Below are 20,814 nucleotides of genomic sequence, written 5' to 3'. Positions count from 1 at the left end.
CAGAACGCCGCTTTCAGGAAACGGAGCAAGTTCTCAAAGATCAGGCTCGCAAGACCGATCGCCAAATCCAGCAAGTGAATCAACAAATTGGTAACTTAGGCAACCGCCTCGGCGAATTTGTCGAATGGCAAGTCCGTCCCGCTGCTGTGCGTCTCTTTCGAGAGCGGGGTATTGCCGTGCGTCAACTTGCCAGTGATGTCACCATTGAAGCAGGGGAAGATAGCCTAGAAATTGATTTACTCGTGGTCAATGGGGATGAAGCCGTTGCCGTCGAAGTCAAAAGTAAACTCAGCCACACTGATGTGAATGAGCATCTCGAACGCATTGCCAAATTTAGACGCTTATCCCCCCAACATCGATCCATGAAACTAATGGGAGCCGTGGCTGGCATGGTCGTTCCGCCAGAGGTTGCCCGCTATGCCTATCATCAGGGCTTATTTGTCCTAGCCCAGTCCGGGGATAGTATGGTGATTCTCAATGATGATAAATTTAAGCCAAAAGCCTGGTAGTGGGGTCATTTTCTGGACAACTGCCTGCCTAAAGTAGGGAAATGCGTGACAACCTCTGTAAATACCTAGCAGAAAAATATCCTACCGCCTTTACCCAGTGGCTCCTCAAGGATTCCTCAGAAAATGTATCAATCCTAAAACTGACCCTGACTGAAAAAACTGGGCAAACTATCTATCAACTTAAACATGGAATGCTCTCCAACTACTTGATTCAACAACTCAAGCAACCTGATATTCCTATAATCCTTGCGTAAGTCCTGGGTGTGTTGAATCTCCACTGCGGCCCCAATTGCCCCCCGATGGGTCAGTAAAAGATGCTGAGTCCCACCCCGATCCTGCATAAACTGAACATATTCTGGCTGCCATGGGGGAGAATCAACCAGGGTATTGCCATCGTTTCTTACAATAAGATAAGCCGTCCCACCTAATGTTTCTCGATTAGGGGCAAACGCAAACACATCCGGCAAAATTAGCCGAGGCTGTTTAGTCAACTGAGCCACAGGATTTATACGGCATGACCTGGATTTCCCTTCTGCTATTGGGCATCATTCTACTATTGCTGGTACGCCAAAGTGCTTCCCGCATCACGCGAACGCCTTGGTGGCTACTCTGGCTGGTACTGATGTTTCCCGCCTTTTTCATTGCCATCTGGACTTTAGTTAAAGGCAACCAAACGGTTCCGACCCTGCTATTGGTGAGCTTATTTATCCTTAGTTCGTTCTCCTACGTCATTCTATTACGTCGGGGGCAAATCCCTGGGACGAATGGTTCTAGCCCATCCCCGGAAACCGCAGCCCTAGATACAGCAACAGAAAAAGAGAGTGAGATTGAGACGAAACTGCTCAATCGAGATGAAGAAGCTCAGTTACAGGGGTGTTTTCCCTGGGGGTTATACTACCTGCAACAAATTGAATACCGTCCCCAGGCGGTGATCTGTCGGGGACAAATGCGGGGAACCTCGGAAAAGGTGTTCAAAACCATCCAGGATAATATTACCCATCGGTTTGGCGATCGCTTTTTAGTGACGTTCCAAATGGGCCTAAGTAACAAACCCTTTTTTGCCCTGATTCCCCGCAGCCGCTTACCCCAGGTGGGGCAGTTACATCGACCCAGTTTAAGCCTATTCCTATTTTTAATGACGCTCCTGACCACGACCATGGCCGGCCTGGCCTTGGCCCAGCCGGATTTGACGGCCGCAGAACTGAGTGGAAATCCGCGGCTGGTATTGGCGGGGTTGCCCTATGCGGTATCCCTGATGGCGATTTTAGGGATCCATGAGATGGGTCATTTCCTGGCGGCTCGCTATTATCAAATTCGGGCTACCCTCCCCTACTTTATTCCCCTTCCCTTTGCCCTAGGCACCCTGGGGGCATTTATCCAAATGCGATCACCCATTCCCCATCGCCGTGCCCTATTTGATGTGGGGATTGCCGGGCCCATTACCGGATTTTTAGCCACTATCCCCCTTTTGGTGTGGGGTTTGAGTCAGTCGGAGCTAGTGCCGTTGCCGGATAGTGCCACCACTGGCTTAGATGTAACCGCCCTGAATCCGCGCCTTTCGATTCTCTTTGCGGTGTTTTGTCGATTGATCTTTGGTTCGGAGTTAACCACTCTCACGGCCATTGATCTCCATCCAGTGGCGATCGCCGGCTTATTGGGACTGGTGGTCACGGCCTTGAATTTAATGCCCGTAGGTCAGCTAGATGGGGGCCACATTGTCCATGCCATGTATGGCCATCGGGTCGGAGCCATGATTGGCCAAATCAGTCGTCTTTTGGTACTGGTTCTCTCATTTATTCAGCCCTGGCTCTTCTTCTGGGCGATCATTTTATTTTTTATGCCCGCGTTTGATGAACCCGCCGTCAATGACGTGAGTGAACTGGACAATTGGCGGGATGGTCTTGGTTTAATTGCCCTTGCCCTACTGATTGTGATTATTTTTCCGGTGCCGGATCCCCTGAGTCAAATCCTCCTGACAACACACCCAACGCCATAGGGGATGGGTTTTACCCTGGCGGCGAATGCGGAGAACTCGTTGCTCTAGGTGTTTTTGCCAGGTCTTGGGCCGCCCCCAAAGAATATTGCGCGTCTGCCACATCAAAATAGCTAGGGTCATGCCAATGCAAAAGGCTAAACCAAGGCTGGCCAAGCGGTTAAAAATAATGCCATAGCGCAGGGCTGCCCAGGTGAAATGCTCGCGGAGTAGGGAGATTTCGTAGCGAAAATTCCAGAGACTCCCTAAACCAACCGTCAGCCATAATCCTAGCACCACCAGCCAGCGGCCCCAAATCGTCAAACGGTGGAGTCGCTCTACTTCTAGGGCAAACAGATGGGGATTGGGAAAATCCGAGGCAGAACCAGGGGGAGAGGCCATAGCAAGGTGGGGTATCCGAGGAAGGTTGCTCTAGTTCTATCCTAGCGACCCTAGGCCCCGGGCCGATGGGCCTAGCCAGGCACAGAGATGATCGATCGCCCCAGAGGAAGCCTCCCGATGGCGACGGAGAACGTATTTATGGGGCTGAGGATCCCCTAAAACCAGGGTAGTGGTGTGCAGTATCCCCTCCCGGAAGAAGGTTATTTCCAGATGATCCCCCGGTTGATAGTTGCGTAGGTGTTCCTGCCATTGTTCCGCAGTGATTCGCCAACGGGCGATCGCCACCAGTTCATCGCCGGGGGCCAGGCCAGCGTCTTGGGCCGGGGAATGCCGGAAAACCGTTTTTAGGATGGCCGCACCATGGGTTTGTTTCAACTGAATACCCGTGTAGGGAATGGCCTTACCTTCGTCGTGGACAAGTTCTAGGCCAACCTTCCCTAGAGTTTCTGCAAGGGGCAACTCATCGGTTTGTTCAACATAGCGGCGGCGAAAATCTCCCAGGTCTTCTTCAGCGACCGCCTCAATTTCTGCCCAGAGTTGATCGTGACTGTAGCCAGTTTCCGGGATTCCATAGGTGTGCCACAGGTTCTGAAGTACATTATTGAGCGATCGCCGGTGATTGTGGGCCAGGCGAATTCGCAGATCCAACAACAGGGCCACTAATTCACCCTTCAGATAGTAGGACATCTGGGCATTGGGACTATTGGCATCGGGTCGATAGAGCTTAATCCAGGCGTCGAAGCTGGAGTCAGCTAAGGACTGCACCTGCCGGCCAGGGGTTTGTAGATAGCGATTCAGGCTTTCGGAAAGGAGCTTGAGGTAGGTTGCGGCATCAAATAATTGGGCCCAGAGGGGAATCAGTTGATCGTAGTAGCTGGTGATCCCCTCACAGAACCAGAGACAGGGCGTGTAGTTCTCTTGGTCGTAGTCGAAAACCTCTAGTTCCTTGGGCCGGAGTCGCTTCACATTCCAAAGATGGAAAAACTCGTGGGCCACCAAACAAAGAAATCGCTGGTATTGCTCCGGCTGCCGAAAGCCAAAGCGGCTAAAAATCAACGAGCAACCATTTTTATGCTCTAGGCCACCATAGCTTTTTGCCGTTAAATGAAGGAAAAACACATAGCGATCGTAGGGCAAGCCGCCAAACAGATCCGCCTCCACCTTAATGATTTTTTCAATATCGGCGATCGCCCGATCCGGGTCTAAATTTCCCTGGCCCCACACCGCTAATTCGTGGGGTTTCCCCTGGACTTGAAAGGAATAGAGGTCATGACAACCAATCTCAAAGGGGCTATCCACCAAGGTGTCATAGTTTTCTGCCCAAAATCCATGGGTTTGATTGGATAAGGTGGGTAGGGGAGTCGTCACCTGCCAACCAACGGGAGCAATAATCGTGATCTGGAGGGGGCGATCGCGGTATTTCGGCACGTAGAGACAGAGGGCCGCAGGATTAAAGTAGGCATGGCTGGCATCACAGTGATTGGTGCGTACCGTTAATTCGTAGGCATAGACTCGGTAGGAGACCACCACTTTCTCGATCGACTCTGCTGCTATCGACTCTGCTGCTATTGACTCTGCCCCCAGAGAAATACACCAATGGTTTTTGCTGATCTTTTGCCAAGGTAGGGGAGTCCCGTCGGCCTGATGGGCCTGAAAATCCTGGATATGGCGGGCATACTCACGGATCAGATAGGAACCGGGGGTCCACACCGGACATTTGAGATCAAGGCTGGTTTGGTCCTGGGTCAAAATAGTCAGGGTCACGGTCAACAGATGGGACTGGGGTTGGGTACAGTCCACCTGATAGTGCAACCAATAGGTGGGCGATAGGGAGGGTTCCGGGGCGATCGCGGCTACCGTCATGATCGATCATCCTCGATAAAATTTTTGCCCAGAGCTTCCCGCAGAATTTCACGACCATGGCCATCCGCAGGTTCCATCGACCCTAGGTATCGGGACAGGTAGGGGGAAAACACTTCATAAATCAACGTCAAGGGGCGGCGATCGTGCCAAAAAAGGTAATGTCGTCCCCAAAAGGGCCCCGTTTCCTGGAAGGCCTCTGCTAAGTCCGAGGATTCCCCCAGATAAACCCCTTGAATATCCCGATAAAGCTCCACCTTCAGTTTGGCCAGACTGGCCCAGATCGGAATCGAACGGTTTTCTAGATATTCATCCACATGGGAATTTTCCCACCAGGAGGTTGCGTAGGCTAAACGTTGACCCGATGCGGTGCGTAGCCAAACCTGTCGGCGCATGCGCGGCCCCGGAATCAGTTGAATTTGATGGGGGGCACCGTCGGGATCCATCCCCACCGTAGACATATCAATGACATCCACCTCCGTCGGCTCCCCCGTGAGAAGTTGTAAATGCCGCGTTGGCGATCCATCCCCCAGGATCAAAATTTGCCAGGTGGGCCGGAGTAACTCATGGGGTAAACCCTGTTGAATAACGCTAAAATCCCCTTGCCAAAGAGGATCAAGGGCATACCATTCCGTAGCCACTGAAGAAAGGAGGGAAGCAGACAAGGGATTCAGGTCTCTTAACAAAACTTGATTAATTTTAGCAACTGTCGGCTATTCTCACAGAGCCGGAGTCAGTCATGCCCCTAAAAATTCATGGGGCCACGATAACCGGAAATTTGGGCTAGGGCCTTGAGGGGATAGGCTCCTTCGTACATTTTTCCATTGATTTCCCAGGTCGGGTAAGCGCGAATTTTGGCATTGGCACAGACCTTGGGCTGGGCATTGGCACCACCGGGATCGCATTCAATGTAGTTAATTTGGCGAAAGGCTTGGCTACCAAAGACTTCAATTTGCTTTTTACAGGCGGGACACCAGTAGGCCCCGTACATCTTGGCATTAATTTGCTTCAGGTGCAGGGCTAGGGATTGTTTAGCAGATGCTTGGGCGAGGGAGGAGTTGGCCTCAATGGGCTGTAGCGTCTCCAGGGATGGATTCCGATGAAGGGCGATCGCCTGGCCCGCAATGGCAAATCCAGCCAGACCTAGGCCCACCCCTATCAATTGGAGCAGGTGGGGGTATTTCATAGGGGTAATCCTCATAGCTGTTATCATTCCTAGGGACTTAGGAGCCGTTGTAATCTCTCTATACTATCCAAACTTCCTACGAGTCGCCGGATCGGAAAGGGACGGGCGCGTACTAGGGTCGGGGTTGCTGTCACCTGATCTTCCTCTGCCAGATCCGGTTGGCGGGCGACATCTACCACTTTCAGGGTGTAGGGCCGGGACAGACAACGGGGCAATAGTTCATGGAGCGTTTTTAGGGCCTGGGCCGTGGCAGTGGTATGACCAGAGACATAAAGGCGGAGGAGATAGGGTTCGGTGGTAGAGGCCGTGGGCAGGTTCGAGACCGTGGGTGAAGCAATATCTTGCAGGCCATAGATCAGTTGGTGATGTTGCCATAGCTGGGGGTAGCGGTGACGATAGGCTTCGATCGCTGAGGAATGATCCTGGGTGTCCACCGTTTCAAGACACTGCCAAGGAATACTTTTTTGTCCTGGCAATGCAAAAAGCTGATTCAGGAGGGGCCGATGTTGCCACACTGGCGGATGGGCCTCAGCGACGACACGAATTTGTTGACTGGCAGGGTCATACCAATAATCCACCGTTGCCGTATAGTAGGGCGTTAAAAAAAGGGGAGGTTCACTTAGATCCAACAGGTGCTGCAAAACCGTACAGAGATGGTGATGCCAACGGCCCTGCTTGTGGGGATCCAGGCAATAGATCAGATCCTCCCCTGGGGTAAATAGGGCTAACCCCTTATAGAGAAGAGGTTTTGCCACCATCTTAAATCCGGCCACGCATGGCTTGGGCCATTTCGTTGGGCTTGGGTGAGTTTTCGATCGCCGTTTCCTCGTCAATTCGCCCGGATTCGTAGAGTTCAAAGAGACATTGATTCATCGTGCACATACCGTCGTAGGTACATTGGGGAATAATGGCTTCAATCTCTTCCACGTCACCGCGCAAAATATAGTCCTTAATGGCATCGGTGTTGATCATGATTTCATGGATCGCCGCCCGTTTACCATCGGTAGTTCGCACCAAGGCTTGGGCAATAACCGCCACGAGGGACTCTGCTACCTGCATCCGCATCGGCCCCTGTTCCTCTGGATTGTAGAGGTTGAGAATCCGTTCAATGGTTTTCACTGCGCTGTTGGTGTGCAGGGTTCCAAAGACCATGTGACCGGTTTGGGCAGCTTTGAGGGCCGTATTCACGGTTTCGCGATCGCGCATTTCCCCAATCAAAATAATGTCCGGGTCTTCCCGCAGAGAGGCCTTCAGGGCATTATCAAACTTGAGGGTATGGATGCCCACCTCCCGTTGCCGGATCATCGCCCGCCGACTTTGATGGACAAATTCAATTGGGTCTTCAATGGAGATTAAATGCTTGGGCATCTCGGTGTTGATGTAGTCCACCATGGCGGCTAGGGTTGTGGATTTCCCGGAACCTGTGGGTCCCGTTACCAAAATCAAGCCTTTGTGATAGTGGCAGAGATCCTTAAAGACCGGCGGCAGATTTAACTGCTCCATCGTTAATATCTTCAGAGGAATGAGCCGCAGCACCATGGCGGGCCCCTTCAGGGCAACAAAAATATTAATCCGTACCCGACACATCCCTTCGTACTGCTTCGCGCCGTCGTATTCCAGATGGGTGCGAAACTGTTCTGTCTGTTGGGGGGTGAGTAACTCGTTTAACCAATAGTTAAAGGTATCCTCATCAGTGACGGGGTGGTTGCTTGGCTCCAGTTTGCCCCGCTCCCGAAAACGGGGGGTTTCACCCACACCAACGTGAATATCTGAAAAGCCATTTTCAAAGGCTTCGCGGATGAGTTGCTCCATCGTTGGGCCATTGAGACGAGGCCCTTGGGTTGCCATGGGTTGGGTGGGAGCAGATTGTTGGCCCGGGGGACGCATGGCCGGTGGTGGCATGGGCATCCCTTGACCGGGGGGCATGGGTGGCATTCCTTGGGGTGGGCCGGGCATCCGTGGTGGGGGTGGGGCCGGTCGAGGAGCCGCTGGCATGGCTTGGGTGGACTGGTCTTGGGGGGAGGGAGCAGAGCCAGGACGGGGAGCCATGGGGGGTGGGGCAGGCATGCGGGGGGGTGGCCCAGGGGGACGTTGAGGATCAGCCATAGATGGATTCTCAGTGAGGGGTCATGTGAAGGGTTAATGTCACGATTCTAGAGCATAGCGATCGCGGCTGCGGCCTAGGGCAAACAAGAGAGATTCACCAAAGGTTTTACTACTAAAACTCATAAATAAGACCAATCCCAGAAAACTAAATCCACCTGCCAGTAAAAATAAAAAGGGCAAGCCCAAGGGAATCACCAGGGCCCCAAACACCGGGCCAGCGATGGCAATGCCTAAATCAAAGCCTCCCAGACTCAAGCTCAGTACCCGACCCCGTTCCTGGGGCAGGGAGCGATCTGCCATCATGGCGGCCATCATCGGAATTAAGATGCCACTACCAAGACCCTGGATCACCGCCGCCAGTAAGAGTTGTTGATCACTGGTCACCTGGGCCAGTTGAACCATGGATAATCCATAAAAGCCCAAACTCATGGAGATGAAAATACCGCGCCCCCAGCGATCGGAGGCAGCCCCCGTCAAAATCCGTCCTAAAAAGCTGGCGATCGCCGCTGCTGTATAAAATGTGCCCGCGTTCAGGGAAAAATCCATATCGGCAATAAATAGGGGAATAAAGGTGGCCATGATGCCAAAGGTCAAACCCACTAAAAGCATGACTAAGGCAGGAGTTCGCAGGCGATCGCCCAGAAGTAACCGCCAAAACAGTCCCTTGTTAAGGGTCGAGCCTAAACCAGACCTGCGGGAAGATTCCGGCTCCCGGATCGGCCAAATACAGATTAATCCGATCAGAGCCAGGCCAGAGGAGATCATAAACAGGGGCAAATAACCGGCCCACTCATGGATCCAACTCCCTATACTGGGGCCGATGGCCACGCCGATGGGATGGGCCAGGCTGGTATAGCCAATCACTTCACCCCGATGCTCCGAGGGTGCTACATCGGTCACCAGGGCCAAGTAACCCGTCGTAAAGGCGGCAATACTAATGCCATGGAAGGCCCGTACCCAGGCCAATAGCCACAGGGATTGACTTAGGTGATAGATCAACGGGGCAGCCGCAGCCACCGCCAGGCCAATCACCAGAACCATTTTTCGACCTCGCTGATCCGCCACTCGTCCTAACCAGGCCCGGGATACCAGCAGCCCCACGGCAAAGGCTCCCATGACAATGCCAATTTGGTGAGGTGTTCCCCCCACATCGCGAATATAGAGGGGCAATGTTGGCAGCAAGGATGCCAGACTTGACCAAAAGAGCAGTGCCGTCATCCACAGGGCAAAAAGCGTTTTCCGTACCTGGGGCGGCAATCCCAGTAATGTCAGCAAATGTTCACCTACTTAACAAATCTTTAACTCCTTCCAGGATAGCTTTCAGTCCTTGCCCCTGCCATAGGAGACCTCTGATTTCTCCATAGAGAATTTGCTAATTAATGCTGAGTTAATATCGGATTAGTAAATGATTTCATGCCACAGAGTAAATCCTTCACTATTTCACTATTATATTTAGGGACTATATTTGGGCATTTAGGGACGAATTCACATCTAACGTGGGGGAGTGGTTTAGGATGTTAGAACTTTTAGCCACAGTTGATCTGCTATGGCAAGCGACAACGGGTCAGGCCATACTCAACGAAACGACTCTGGCAACCATGGTTTTCCCAAGGGAGCAGGTCGTTCAACAACGGGTTACAGATTATCTAGAGGCTTTAGAACAAAAGGGCATCCCTGTCACCGATCAAGGGGTATGGCTGCAAACCCAGGATCAATTATTGGTCAATCACCAGGGCGATCGCCCCCTTTCGGCGGCATCGATTACGAAAATTGCGACGACTTTGGCAATCTTAGATAAGTTTCCCCCCCACCATGAGTTCTTGACCCGGTTTGGTACCACGGGCGATCTCGTTAATGGGGTCGTCAAGGGGGATCTTGTTATCGTCGGCAGCAATGATCCCCTCTTTGTTTGGGAGGAGGCCATTATGGTGGCCAATGCCCTGAATGACCTGGGAATTCGCCAGATTGATGGAAATGTAGTGATTGTCCCCCCCTTTGCCATGAACTATACCGATGACCCTGGCTCCGCGGGTGTGATTCTCAAGCAGGCGATGGATTCACGGCAATGGCCCGGGGAATTACAAGACACCTACAATCGCATGGCTCCAGGAACTCCCCGCCCCCAATTGGCGATCGCCGGCCAAGTGATGATCACGGAAACCATTCCGGCAGACACGAAGTTTTTGCTAGAACACCGCTCCCTGCCCTTGGTAGAAATTCTGCGGCAAATGAATATCTACAGTAACAATGACATGTCGGAGATGTTAGCGGATATGGTGGGGGGCGGCCCCGTTCTTGGCCCCAAAGTAGCTGAGATGATTGGGGTACCGACCCAGGAGATTCAGTTAATCAATGGATCGGGCCTGGGGGATGAAAATCGAATTAGTCCTCGGGCTGCCTGTGGCATGTTTCAGATGTTGCAAACCCAACTAGGGGCCCAAAACCTCAGTTTGGCGGACATTTTACCCATGGCCGGCCGGGATGGGGGAACCCTTGACTATCGAACCCTACCCCAATCCACGTTAGTTAAAACAGGAACCCTTTGGAATGTCAGTGCCCTAACCGGCATTATCCCCACCCAGAAGTATGGCACGGTGTGCTTTTCTATTATTAATGGCGGCCCTCATCTGGATGGATTTCGCCAAGAACAGGAGAATTTAGTCCAAGGATTTATGGATGATTTGGGGCGAGCCAGTACCTTACCCCTAGAGTTTCAGGGCAATAGTCCACCGTTTCGCCTAGGCGATCGGGAACGCAATCGATCCCTTACTGGGACCTAACTCGTACAGTAGAAAGAACCACCGTTCTCTGGGGAACCGAATTTCCATGACCTAGGTCACAGGCAATGAGGTTTCATTTTCTTAACATTGAAGAGAATTGGCGGTATGTTACGGGAGAGTCTTGGTGATTGTGCGTCCTAAATCTACCACTCAACGTCAGGGATCTATGCCCCGCCGCTGGCGATCGCCCCTACTCTTCTTTCTGCTAATCTTGGTGAGTTTAGGCTTGGCCGTTGCCTTTTCTGGGCAGTTGGTTCCCCTAGTGGCCACGGTCTACAAAGAGATCTGTGATGCCCTTTTAAGTCTACCGACGGTTCCCCAATCCTTGGGTTGGCTGGATGTTAGTGAACTGGATAAACCCCTCATTTTTTGGCCCACGATTCTTCTTGGCAGCCTTGCCCTAGGGATTACCCACTTTTCGCCCCAGCCGCGTCTCTGGTCGCGTTTGATCATTGTCAGTAGTTTATTTGCCCTGATGCTGCGCTACTTGGCCTGGCGATCGCTGCTGACCCTCAACCTGACGACACCCCTCAATTCAGTGTTGAGTTTGACCCTCCTGGGGATTGAGATTTTCATTATTGCGGGTTATAGTCTGCAACTGTATTTGGTTCTAAAAATCAAGGATCGCCACAGCCAGGCCAATGCCGCTGAAATGTTGGTCAAATCGGGCCGCTATCTCCCTAGGGTGGATATTCTCATTCCCACGTACAACGAGCCGGTACATATTTTGCGGCGCACGATTATCGGCTGTCAGGCCCTAGACTACGATCTAAAAACCATTTATCTATTGGATGATACGCACCGTCCCGCCGTCCAAGAACTTGCGGCAACGTTGGGCTGTTCCTATATCACCCGACCGGATAATCGCCATGCAAAAGCGGGAAATCTCAACCATGCCCTCGCCTTAACAACCGGGGAATTGGTGGTGGTGTTTGATGCGGACTTTATCCCCACCAGAAATTTTTTGAGTCGCACCCTTGGCTTTTTTGCTGATCCTGAGGTGGGCCTCCTGCAAACCTATCAGAGTTTTTATAATCCGGATCCGGTCTCCCGTAACCTGGGTTTAGAGAACTATCTGCCCCAGGAAGTAGAAATTTTTTCCCGCCATTACCAAGTCCTCCGGGATGGAATTGAAACGGCCCTGTGTTACGGCAGTTCCTTTGTGGCGCGGCGATCGGCCCTGGACGAGGTGGGGGGATTTAACACGGAGTCCTTGAGCGAAGATTACTTTACCGCTGTCACCCTTAGCTCCCATGGCTATCGCGTCTTGTATCTAGATGAGAGCCTGAGTGCGGGCCTCTGCGCTGAAGACATGACGGGGCATATTGGTCAACGGCTGCGCTGGGCCCGGGGAACATTACAGGCCTTTTTTATCCAGGCCAGTCCCCTTAAACTGCCCAATTTGACATTTCTCCAGCGATTAGCCCATTTAGAAGGGTTACTTCAGTGGTTCCATAGCCCATTGCGGTTGATCTTGCTCCTGATGCCCTTTAGCTATGCCTTTTTGGGGGTTGTGCCCCTAGAGACAACCTTGCGGGAATGGTTGTACTATTTTCTGCCCTACTATTGGGTACTAGTGAGTAGTTTTGCCTGGCTGAATGGCCGTAGTCGCTCGGCCCTGATCTCAGATATTTATGCCGTTGCCCAATGTATTCCCTTGACCTTTACGGTGATTCATACCCTGTGGCGACCCTTTGGGCGATCGTTTCGGGTTACGCCGAAGGGCATTCAGCGCGATCGCTACGCCTTTAACTGGCAATTTGGTTGGCCACTCCTAGGGTTATTTATTGCCTCTGGGGTTGCCCTAGGAATCAACTTGGCTAATCCGGAACAGGGAATGACCCTGGCCTGGATTTGGAGTGCCTATAACCTAGTAGTCATTGGCTTAGCCCTGCTGGTCTTGATTGATGCGCCTCAGCCCGATCCCTTTGATTGGCTGCCCATTCAACAAACCGCTGAGATTGCGATCGCCTGGGAGCATTGCCCACCATTAACCGTTTGGGGAACCTCGGTATTACTATCAGAAGGGGGTGCAAAAATTTCCTTACCCCAGTGTATTCCAGCCTCTGCCTTTGATGCCGATTTAAGTATTAAGTTACTGGAATCAAATATCCAACTTCAGGCTGATCTGATAAACATTGAGTTGAGTAAACCGGGGCAACAGACCCAAGAATTGGGCTATCCCCAACAGGTGATTGACCTGCGCTTCAAAAATTGTGACTTGGCTACCTATCGTGAATTAGTAGAATTACTCTTTTGTCAACCAGGACGGTGGCAATGGCCCCATACCCCTTCCGAAGGCACGGCGATCGCCCTGTTGCTTAAATCCCTGGTTTATCCACGAATTCTCTGGGCTAGGTTTCAAAAACCCCACACCAAGCCCATTGGTGGATCGGCTCCTAGAGTGACATTTCCTGGTTAGCAGAGAGATTTCATCTGTATCCGCCCTCCAGTTGAGGCTGCCAGTGTAGCAACGCTTTGCCTACGAAGCCGCTGGGCCGGAGTATTAGAAGCACTATTTTGATGAACAGACGGGTGGCTATGTCTAACCCTAACACTACGCTACCTTGCCCCTGCGTAATCTTTCTTTTTAAACAGCCTCTAAGAACTGGGTAGTCAGAACGGTTAAGTGACTTGAAAATTGATTTGACAATTTTTGGAAATGACGTCATGATGTACTCACATTTTTTATATTTTTATAAAAGTAGAATACTATATTTCTACCCTTTTTTTCTTCTTTAAGCTAACTTTCAACACCTCTAATAATTGACAGCTTCTGTAGTTTTATCCTGAATTGTTGCCATTATGACTCCTTGCCTGCTGCTGTCAAGATTTTCGCACACCTGCCAAGATTAGCGCGATCGCTTCTTGAGTATGCTGCTCCAGCATAGCTTTGCTCAAGAGTCGTTTACCTTGCGGAAACTGTTTGATGTTGCCTGCACCAATAAAATAGAACAAACAAGTTCCCATAATATTGATAGCAGACTGAAATGGATCGAGTGAACGAAATACTCCTAGCGTCACACCTCGCTCCAAGATTGCGATCAAAACAGTATCAATATTCGCTGAACTACTTTCTTTGTAGAACTTTCCTTGATTTTGTACAGCTTCGTGAAACATGATTGTTGGCAGCCTTGGGTTACGGGATACACAATCGAGCAATGCTCTCAAAAATTGTTCTAGTGCAACTTCAGCAGATAACTGTTCTAACTCCAATTTTTGAACTGTTTCTAGAATATCCGCATGAGATCGAGCCAAAACCGCTTGATACAATCCCTCCTTATCTTTGAAGTAGTAGTAAATCATCGACTTTGCCACCTTGGTTTTGGCGGCGATCGCTTCAGTTCTAGTCGCCGTGAACCCATGTTGGGCAAACTCCTCCTCAGCTGCCGCTAAAATTACGGCTTGAGTTGCCGCAGCGTCTCTAACGGGTTTAGCCTGCTTATCTTTTACAGTTTTTGTTTGCGCCACAGCCATCTCAGGACTCAAGAACTTCAAAGTCCATTCTACCCCTAATCAACTGAACAGTCAGTTGACAAGCTTGCATAAATCTGATTCAATCGAGATTAATCAACTGACAAGTCTGTCGATAAAGGATCGGTTATGAAGCGAATCATCTTAGTCGGAGGCGGTATTGGAGGCGCTGCCACTGCGCTTGCTCTAAGGCTTCAGGGGTTTGAGCCTGTTGTCTACGAGCGAACGAAAGAACTGCGAGAAGTTGGTGCAGGCGTTGCGCTTTGGGCAAATGCTACCCATGTCATGAAAAACTTAGGCTTGCTGGAAGAAGCGATCAAAGTTGGCTATCTCACCACGAACTATCAATTTTGTTCGCAGCAGGGGAAGGAATTAGTGAATGTGCCGATCGATGGGTTTGAATTGCCTGTTGTTGGAATTCATCGAGCCGAATTACATCGGCTGCTGTGGCAAAATGTCCCCACCGAGAAGTTTATTTTGGGCGAGACCTTTGAACGATTTGAGCGGCAAGACAAACGAGTTTATGCCTATTTCACGTCGGGAGTGCAAGTGGAAGGCGATGCCTTAATTGGTGCTGATGGATTACGATCACGGGTTCGAGCAGCCCTTTTAGGGGAAGTGCCACCAACCTATCGCAACTTCAAGACTTGGCGTGGATTAACCGAATTTGTCCCCAAAAGCTATCGACCAGGTTATATCCATGAATACCTCGGTGGTGGGAAAGGCTGCGGGTTTATGATGCTTGGCAAGGGCAAGATGTATTGGTATGTTGCTGCGACTGCACCAGAAAACCAGTCAGATGCCGCGATCGGTCGTAAGAAAGAATTAGAGAATATTTTCCAAGATTGGTTCAGCGCCATTCCTGAATTGATTGCGGCAACGGACGAATCTCAGATCATTACAACAGATCTGTACGATCGCCCTCCAACCCAGCCTTGGAGCATAGGAAATATAACACTACTTGGTGATGCGGCTCATCCGATGCTACCAACAATGGGGCAAGGTGCTTGCACTGCTTTAGAAGATGCATATGTTGTAGCAAAATGTCTTAAAGAAAATCCCAATCCAGTAGCGGCATTTCAAAAGTATGAATCTCTGCGGTTTCCCCGTACCAAAGCGATCGTTGAGCAATCCTTACAGTCTAGCAAGATGGGCGAATTGAAAAATCCTTTAGCGGTCGGAATTCGCAACACTTTTATGAAAGTAATGGACTCAGCAATTAGCAATAGTTTTAAATCTCTTCATGCTTATCGTGCTTAACGCCTCACAGATAACCTTGAACGCCCATCAATAACCTCTGTACCGTCCGCACCAACGCATTGTTATGACGCGCCGCTACAAGGGCTATATCTGGCAACAGCCTGACCTGTTCTTACTTTCACTGCTACGATCTAGGCAGAAGATTTAAAAATTGGAGGGAGAAGCATGAGTTTGGTGATTTCCGACGACCTAGTAAGAGCTAGTGGATTCTCAGAGGGCGAGCTATTTCTGGAAATTGTGTTTATGCTGTTCCGGCAAGACAAAATTAGCTTGGGAAAAGCGAGTGAGTTAGTAGGGCTGCATCGGATGGAGTTTCAAAAACTATTGGCAGATCGAGGCATCTCTGTACATTATGATGTTGCTGAGTTTCAAGATGATCTCAACACTCTATAGGATACAGACTATCAGTGAACATAGTAAGTAACACCTCGCCCATTTCAAACTTGGCGAAAGTTGGACAATTAAGTCTAATGCAAAAAATCTATGAAAGGATTCTGATTCTACATGCAGTATATGGAGAATTATTAGATGATAGAGCGGGAAAAACTGTGGTTACAGCAGTTCAATCAGCAACTTGGCTAGAAGTTCATTCAGTTCAGAATCAACAATTGGTTGCCGAGTTAAGAACTTGCGTTAATATTGGTGAGGCGGAAGCAATTGCACTTGCTGTTGAAGTAGGAGCAAGCCGATTGTTGATTGACGAGCGACTGGGTAGACAAGCTGCAAAAGATTTGGGTCTAAATATTACAGGCATCCTGGGAATTCTACTGTTAGCGAAACGCCAAAATTTAATTGAAGCAGTTAAACCCATAATGGACGATTTGATAAGTCAAGCAAATTTCCGAATCAGCGTCCAACTTTATGCAGATGTTTTGAGTGAAGCAGATGAGTAAATCACTCAAGATTTATATGATTAGTTCAGGACTAATGTTTTTTTCGACGTAGATAATTCCTTTAGGAAGGAGTGTGCAAAACCCATTTTCGTAGTGAATTAAAGCCTCGTTGTCTAATGATTTCAAAACTTTAGTTCGGTATCTGCTAACATTTGAATATTTGAGCCATTTAATTAAGTCTGCATCGCTAACTTTATCTGGTTGTTTGTAATATAGAACAAGCAGAGTCTTTTGATCAGATTTGAGTTTTGTGCTTTGAACTCTTACAAAGCTTCCAACCTCTACTATTACAGGAATTTTGGTTTCATTGATACTTTCAACAATCCTCCTTGCTTCATCAATGCTATTTACATGGTAGTTACGAATAAGTTCAATTAAAATCCAGTCTGCGGAATGAGAGACAAGCAGAGAATCAGAATAATTAGGATTTACTTCTCCGCCAACATGAGCAACATTTCTTTTATTCCGAATATCAAGAAGAACTCTTGTAAGTTGAGGAATGAAAAATCGAATACCTTCCGGCAACCCAGTATTATTAGAAACACGATTTATGATACTTTGTGTATTCAACTGCCTCCCCAAAGGAGTATAGTTGCCTGTATCCAAGAACTCAATGAGACGTAAAACACATTCACTAAATCGAGCAGCATTTAGCTCCGCTGGTTGAAATTTCCTTAGAAAAAATTGTTGCTTAATATGTTGATACTCATCAAGCAATGCAGTGAGGATATCTTGAGGAAGTTTTGCAGATAAAGCTGCTTCAATTTGAGTTCTTTGAATACTCATTAACTGTGATGATCTACACTACTTACTTTACTAATCCAACTTTGTGCAATGCCTTCACCTTCTTGGGTAAGATAGTATAAGCCGTCAGGGGTGCGTTCAAAGTAATTTCCATATCTTTTATGAGACAGAGTATCGCTGAAGAGCTTCTTTTTAACTGGCACCGTTTTATATCTTTTTGTAAGATACTCATAGGCCATTGCTGGCTTTACAGCATTTTCAACCTTTAGCTCCTTAGTAATATCGTAAAGGGCAAGGATTGCAAACTCTGCCGCCTTGCTTAACGTTCTAACATCAAAATTCTCAAGTTTGGATGGAACCTGAATCCATTGTTCAACTTTCTGTAAATCTTCTTTTGTGTTACGAGAAACTCGATTGTTTTTTTTCGGTTTGAATTCCAATACTCAAAACCACTTAAGTCTGAGTCTTGTATTTCTGCTTGAATCTTGGCTACTTCGGCGCTTCCAGCAGGATTGAGCTTGAAAGAACCATCAATTTTCGTAAAAAAACGACCTGCTACCTCCTTGACATACGTAGGAAAGTTCTGATCATATATCCCATTTCGCTGCGCGGCTTGGGTTAGATGCTCATTTGGCACGGGTTCATTGTTGAAACTGTTATAAGCCCATACGTAAAGAGTGCTAAATCGCTGTTGTTGAAGCTTTTTATTTCTACCCTTATAATCATGAATGCGTGACATTAAAAATCCCTGCCCATCTTTTTCAAAATACTCTGAGGTACTTGAAATAGCATTATTTTCTGAAGAAATCCTTGCTACGGTATCTACCGTTTCACTATCTAGAACTTCAGATTGATCAAGATGTTCACTACCCGATGAGGTTGGCAAGAAAGGTGAGGAAAGCTGTTGTTGTGATTGTGTAACAGGTCTAGTTTTTTGGGATGGAGCTAAAGGAACGTAGCCACCCAAAACGGATGCAACTTTATCAATCGCAGTGTCTGTGAACGACAGATTTAGCTTTCTTGAGTAGTTGTTTTCTGTTTGCTCTTCCTCTAATGAAAAATTATTCATAGGAGTGGCAGTAGTCTGAGACACACTTAAAGAAGTACCGCACTTAAGGCACTTACTCTTATCCTTTATTAGGTAACTGCTGCATACCAAACATTTAATCTGCTGCTCACAGTTAACGCAGAAATTGTAAGCTTCGTCAATTAGAATGTTACAGTATGGGCAATTTGGCATAATCAGCTTTTTAGAGCTTTCAAGGATTGATCGCTAGTATACTCGTACTTTTTATACAACGCCTACATGTTTAGGTACGGTTTTCCTTACCATGAACCTAAAAATGCTAGCTGATGGAACACGGACAACAGCATAACTTTTATACATTAGCCAGTAAAATCGTGATCACACCCCCACCGAGAACTCAAGCGGCACAACGGTTGGCGCGTCACCCGCCGTGGATAATCTCTGCATCAACCGATCGCCCTTGTTGGTCGGGGTGCAACGGGGTTGCTATCTGGATTTCGTCTCCGATCGCCCTCATCTTCTTCTCTTTGTCACCCCAGCGATCGCTTCTCCCCACTGCCCCAACAGATCGCTCCATGTACTTCTCAAACTATGACCCTGACTGAAAAAAGTGGACAAACTCCAAGAGTCGCCAATGAAGGAGAATGTCCAAATGACCCAAAAACCAAGACGAACTTTTACTGCCGAACAAAAAACTGAAGCAGCATAACGTTCCTAGTCAGCGGTTGCCAGAGACTTTGCAACAATACAAGGCGGTTTCGGTCAATCCGTTGCACTAGGGTTGTTAGACGCGCTTGATTCTAGGAAGTCTTCTCGGATACGAGACTCGCCATTGAAAAGCGGGAAAGTATTCTAGATAGTAATCTATAGCTCTGATAGCAAAAGTGCGAAACTCAGGATTGTTCCACAACTCAATGATAAAACGCTTTTTTTCACGTTTCAAGGGTTTGTTATTGCTTAGTGTGTCGTAAGTGTAGCCTCGATACGCATCTAGCTTGGTGCTGTGTTGCTTATTCAAATGACCATGAGGAATACTAGGAAAATGATCATGATCATATTGATGAAACATCCATTTATCCCCAAGTACACCCTGAGACTTGGTTAAAAACTCCAGATAACCATCGTCATACCCTTGAATCCAATTAGCGGTATCTTCTCCTTTTTCTCTTATTGCTGATTCAGTAGTTGAGTCTTGGATTTCAGTATCTTCTAAACGAAAACCATCCCCTTCCAAATCTGGAGGTCGCCAAAAGAGTTCTTCTAAAATTAGCTCCCTTAAAGGGCTTGTAGGAGAGAGCATTTGTTTAAGATGCATTAGTCTCGACAAATATTCAAAGACACTAATGAATCCGTGAGTGAGAGATTCACGTGATGTAAAAAGATAGGCGTATGCACCGGCTTCTTCAATAAAATCCATCTTTGCTATTTAAAACTTATTCTGGGGATAAATGCCCCTGGTATGCAGAGCTTCTAACGGCTGGCGGCTCACCGGACGGCAAAACACTTTGAATCATAACCCATAGCGTTCAAATCTGTTCCGAGTGCAGCCGCTTGTGAGCAGTCGTCAGGCATAGACTTAATGTATTGAATTAAGGACGTGCGGCTCTGAATATATAAAATACGAACCTGCATAATTACACCATTACAGTCTTCCAACTCAAAAGGAACATTATTGCTAAACGTAGCTGGTTGTTGCTTGCCACCATCAATGGCGATATTGTCTGCATAAAGATAAGTACGATTACTGGTATCAAGAATAGGATTTAATCTTCCTGCCAGTCCATTTATATAACAGGTAGATTCACAAATAACTGACCCTATCTTTTCTGCTGGAAACAACTGAACTTCAACGTCTTCATGAGGATCCCAGGATTCGATAACGGCTCCAGGATAAGATGCGTGAGCTACTAGAAGCTTGTATAGTCTGCGGGTGGGAATAATTAAATCCGCAACACCTTCTTGATCAGTTGATGCAGATTTTGTGGTGCCATTATCAGCAATCGCAATTACGCTAGCACCATAGATCGGCTCACCAGCAGTAGACCTTACTATGACTTTTGAGTTAATTGGATCAACCTTTGGAATAGTGGAGGTTGAAAAAAGAGACTTGCGAATCAATTCGGATGGGACAGTTCGACCACTATAAACAAGCTTTTTCAGAATCACTTCCACAAATGAACTTGAATCGCGATTATTAAGAGATACATAACCTATGGTGGGTAAAATTCCCGGAATTTGAGTATTGTCGAATCTAGCAGGCAAAATATATTCCTGGTTCTCTTGAAACGCACGTGCCTGCATTGCCTGACGCTCATGGTTTGTCCACAACTTCCGACCATAATGATCGGAAACAAACATAATTGTGAACAGCGCTTTATCTTTATAGATTTCTGTCAAATAATCATAAAGATTCTTTCCCCAGAGGTTTGCCTCTTCAAAAAGATCATAGAAAACTTTTACACCTGCATCCCTTAATAGATTTGCGACCTGATCGACGTAAGAACGATTTTCTCCTGCAAATGACAACGCAATGTCAAACTCAGCATCTCTACTCATCAAGAAAGATTTCTTAGTATTAAATCAAGGGAAGTTCAACCTTGT

General features: G+C 48.2%; 21 protein-coding genes. 9 read left to right on the top strand and 12 right to left on the bottom strand.

All coding sequences use genetic code 11. The features are described 5' to 3' along the window. The 3 genes from L3556_RS12385 to L3556_RS12375 form a co-directional block, all read left to right on the top strand. Positions 1-509 (top strand): hypothetical protein (locus tag L3556_RS12385; RefSeq protein ID WP_277867582.1); only part of this gene is annotated, 509 nt, incomplete at its 5' end. Between the two features lie 41 nt (positions 510-550). Further along, a complete protein-coding gene (locus tag L3556_RS12380; protein WP_277867581.1) occupies positions 551-763 on the top strand; it encodes a hypothetical protein in 213 nt (70 codons plus the stop codon). A 260-nt stretch (positions 764-1,023) separates the two neighbouring features. Continuing rightward, entirely contained in the window at positions 1,024-2,505 is a 1,482-nt protein-coding gene (locus tag L3556_RS12375; RefSeq protein ID WP_277867580.1) for a site-2 protease family protein, read from the top strand. Here L3556_RS12375 and L3556_RS12370 read toward each other — a convergent pair. The 7 genes from L3556_RS12370 to L3556_RS12340 all read right to left on the bottom strand — a co-directional run bounded on the left by L3556_RS12370 (position 2,431) and on the right by L3556_RS12340 (position 9,310). Beyond that, positions 2,431-2,883 (bottom strand): hypothetical protein, encoded by a 453-nt coding sequence (locus L3556_RS12370; protein WP_277867579.1) that lies wholly within the window; start codon positions 2,881-2,883, stop codon positions 2,431-2,433. The genes L3556_RS12375 and L3556_RS12370 overlap by 75 nt on opposite strands. A 36-nt stretch (positions 2,884-2,919) precedes the next feature. After that, on the bottom strand, positions 2,920-4,746 hold the full coding sequence (locus L3556_RS12365; protein ID WP_277867578.1) for a M61 family metallopeptidase: 1,827 nt from the start codon (positions 4,744-4,746) through the stop codon (positions 2,920-2,922). Further along, positions 4,743-5,408, bottom strand: a complete 666-nt coding sequence (locus tag L3556_RS12360) for a chorismate lyase (protein WP_479682443.1) — start codon at positions 5,406-5,408, stop codon at positions 4,743-4,745. The genes L3556_RS12365 and L3556_RS12360 overlap by 4 nt, the downstream gene beginning before the upstream one ends. 80 nt (positions 5,409-5,488) lie before the next feature. Then, complete coding sequence (locus L3556_RS12355) at positions 5,489-5,929, bottom strand: thioredoxin domain-containing protein (protein WP_277867577.1); 441 nt, start codon at positions 5,927-5,929, stop codon at positions 5,489-5,491. Between the two features lie 29 nt (positions 5,930-5,958). Then, on the bottom strand, positions 5,959-6,687 hold the full coding sequence (locus L3556_RS12350) for a circadian clock KaiB family protein (protein ID WP_277867576.1): 729 nt from the start codon (positions 6,685-6,687) through the stop codon (positions 5,959-5,961). 1 nt (position 6,688) lies between these two features. Continuing rightward, positions 6,689-8,035: a type IV pilus twitching motility protein PilT gene (locus L3556_RS12345; RefSeq protein ID WP_277867575.1), complete on the bottom strand. Its 1,347-nt coding sequence runs from the start codon at positions 8,033-8,035 to the stop codon at positions 6,689-6,691. Between the two features lie 39 nt (positions 8,036-8,074). Continuing rightward, a complete protein-coding gene (locus tag L3556_RS12340; protein ID WP_277867574.1) occupies positions 8,075-9,310 on the bottom strand; it encodes an MFS transporter in 1,236 nt (411 codons plus the stop codon). 239 nt (positions 9,311-9,549) lie between these two features. Between L3556_RS12340 and L3556_RS12335 the strand changes: the two genes are divergently transcribed. Together L3556_RS12335 and L3556_RS12330 are read left to right on the top strand one after the other, a co-directional pair. Then, complete coding sequence (locus L3556_RS12335) at positions 9,550-10,815, top strand: D-alanyl-D-alanine carboxypeptidase (protein WP_277867573.1); 1,266 nt, start codon at positions 9,550-9,552, stop codon at positions 10,813-10,815. Between the two features lie 130 nt (positions 10,816-10,945). Next, positions 10,946-13,237, top strand: a complete 2,292-nt coding sequence (locus tag L3556_RS12330; protein WP_277867572.1) for a glycosyltransferase family 2 protein — start codon at positions 10,946-10,948, stop codon at positions 13,235-13,237. Positions 13,238-13,641: 404 nt separating this feature from the next. Here L3556_RS12330 and L3556_RS12325 read toward each other — a convergent pair whose 3' ends face one another. After that, the gene (locus L3556_RS12325) at positions 13,642-14,292 is read right to left on the bottom strand and encodes a TetR/AcrR family transcriptional regulator (protein ID WP_277867571.1); all 651 of its coding nucleotides are present in this window, start codon (positions 14,290-14,292) and stop codon (positions 13,642-13,644) included. Between the two features lie 126 nt (positions 14,293-14,418). Here L3556_RS12325 and L3556_RS12320 point away from each other — a divergent pair, with 126 nt between their 5' ends. The 3 genes from L3556_RS12320 to L3556_RS12310 all read left to right on the top strand — a co-directional run bounded on the left by L3556_RS12320 (position 14,419) and on the right by L3556_RS12310 (position 16,442). Next, complete coding sequence (locus L3556_RS12320) at positions 14,419-15,549, top strand: FAD-dependent monooxygenase (RefSeq protein ID WP_277867570.1); 1,131 nt, start codon at positions 14,419-14,421, stop codon at positions 15,547-15,549. A gap of 165 nt (positions 15,550-15,714) precedes the next feature. Next, complete coding sequence (locus L3556_RS12315; protein WP_277867569.1) at positions 15,715-15,942, top strand: UPF0175 family protein; 228 nt, start codon at positions 15,715-15,717, stop codon at positions 15,940-15,942. Positions 15,943-15,956: 14 nt separating this feature from the next. Next, positions 15,957-16,442, top strand: a complete 486-nt coding sequence (locus tag L3556_RS12310) for a PIN domain-containing protein (protein ID WP_479682442.1) — start codon at positions 15,957-15,959, stop codon at positions 16,440-16,442. 12 nt (positions 16,443-16,454) lie between these two features. Here the strand turns inward: L3556_RS12310 and L3556_RS12305 are convergent, their stop codons facing one another. Together L3556_RS12305 and L3556_RS12300 are read right to left on the bottom strand one after the other, a co-directional pair. Next, on the bottom strand, positions 16,455-17,228 hold the full coding sequence (locus tag L3556_RS12305) for a hypothetical protein (protein ID WP_277867567.1): 774 nt from the start codon (positions 17,226-17,228) through the stop codon (positions 16,455-16,457). Between the two features lie 277 nt (positions 17,229-17,505). After that, a complete protein-coding gene (locus L3556_RS12300; RefSeq protein WP_277867566.1) occupies positions 17,506-18,255 on the bottom strand; it encodes a hypothetical protein in 750 nt (249 codons plus the stop codon). Positions 18,256-18,643: 388 nt separating this feature from the next. On the opposite strand from L3556_RS12300, the gene L3556_RS12295 reads away from it, so the two are divergent. Continuing rightward, positions 18,644-18,808, top strand: a complete 165-nt coding sequence (locus L3556_RS12295; protein WP_277867565.1) for a hypothetical protein — start codon at positions 18,644-18,646, stop codon at positions 18,806-18,808. Positions 18,809-18,997: 189 nt separating this feature from the next. Here the strand turns inward: L3556_RS12295 and L3556_RS12290 are convergent, their stop codons facing one another. Then, the gene (locus L3556_RS12290; protein WP_277867564.1) at positions 18,998-19,630 is read right to left on the bottom strand and encodes a hypothetical protein; all 633 of its coding nucleotides are present in this window, start codon (positions 19,628-19,630) and stop codon (positions 18,998-19,000) included. Between the two features lie 68 nt (positions 19,631-19,698). Next, positions 19,699-20,769, bottom strand: a complete 1,071-nt coding sequence (locus L3556_RS12285; RefSeq protein WP_277867563.1) for a toll/interleukin-1 receptor domain-containing protein — start codon at positions 20,767-20,769, stop codon at positions 19,699-19,701. Between the last annotated feature and the right edge of the window lie 45 nt (positions 20,770-20,814).

The organism is Candidatus Synechococcus calcipolaris G9 (assembly GCF_029582805.1).
Classification (GTDB): domain Bacteria; phylum Cyanobacteriota; class Cyanobacteriia; order Thermosynechococcales; family Thermosynechococcaceae; genus Synechococcus_F; species Synechococcus_F calcipolaris.
Note: the sequence above shows the minus strand (reverse complement) of the source record. Positions and strands in the feature narration are given on the sequence as shown.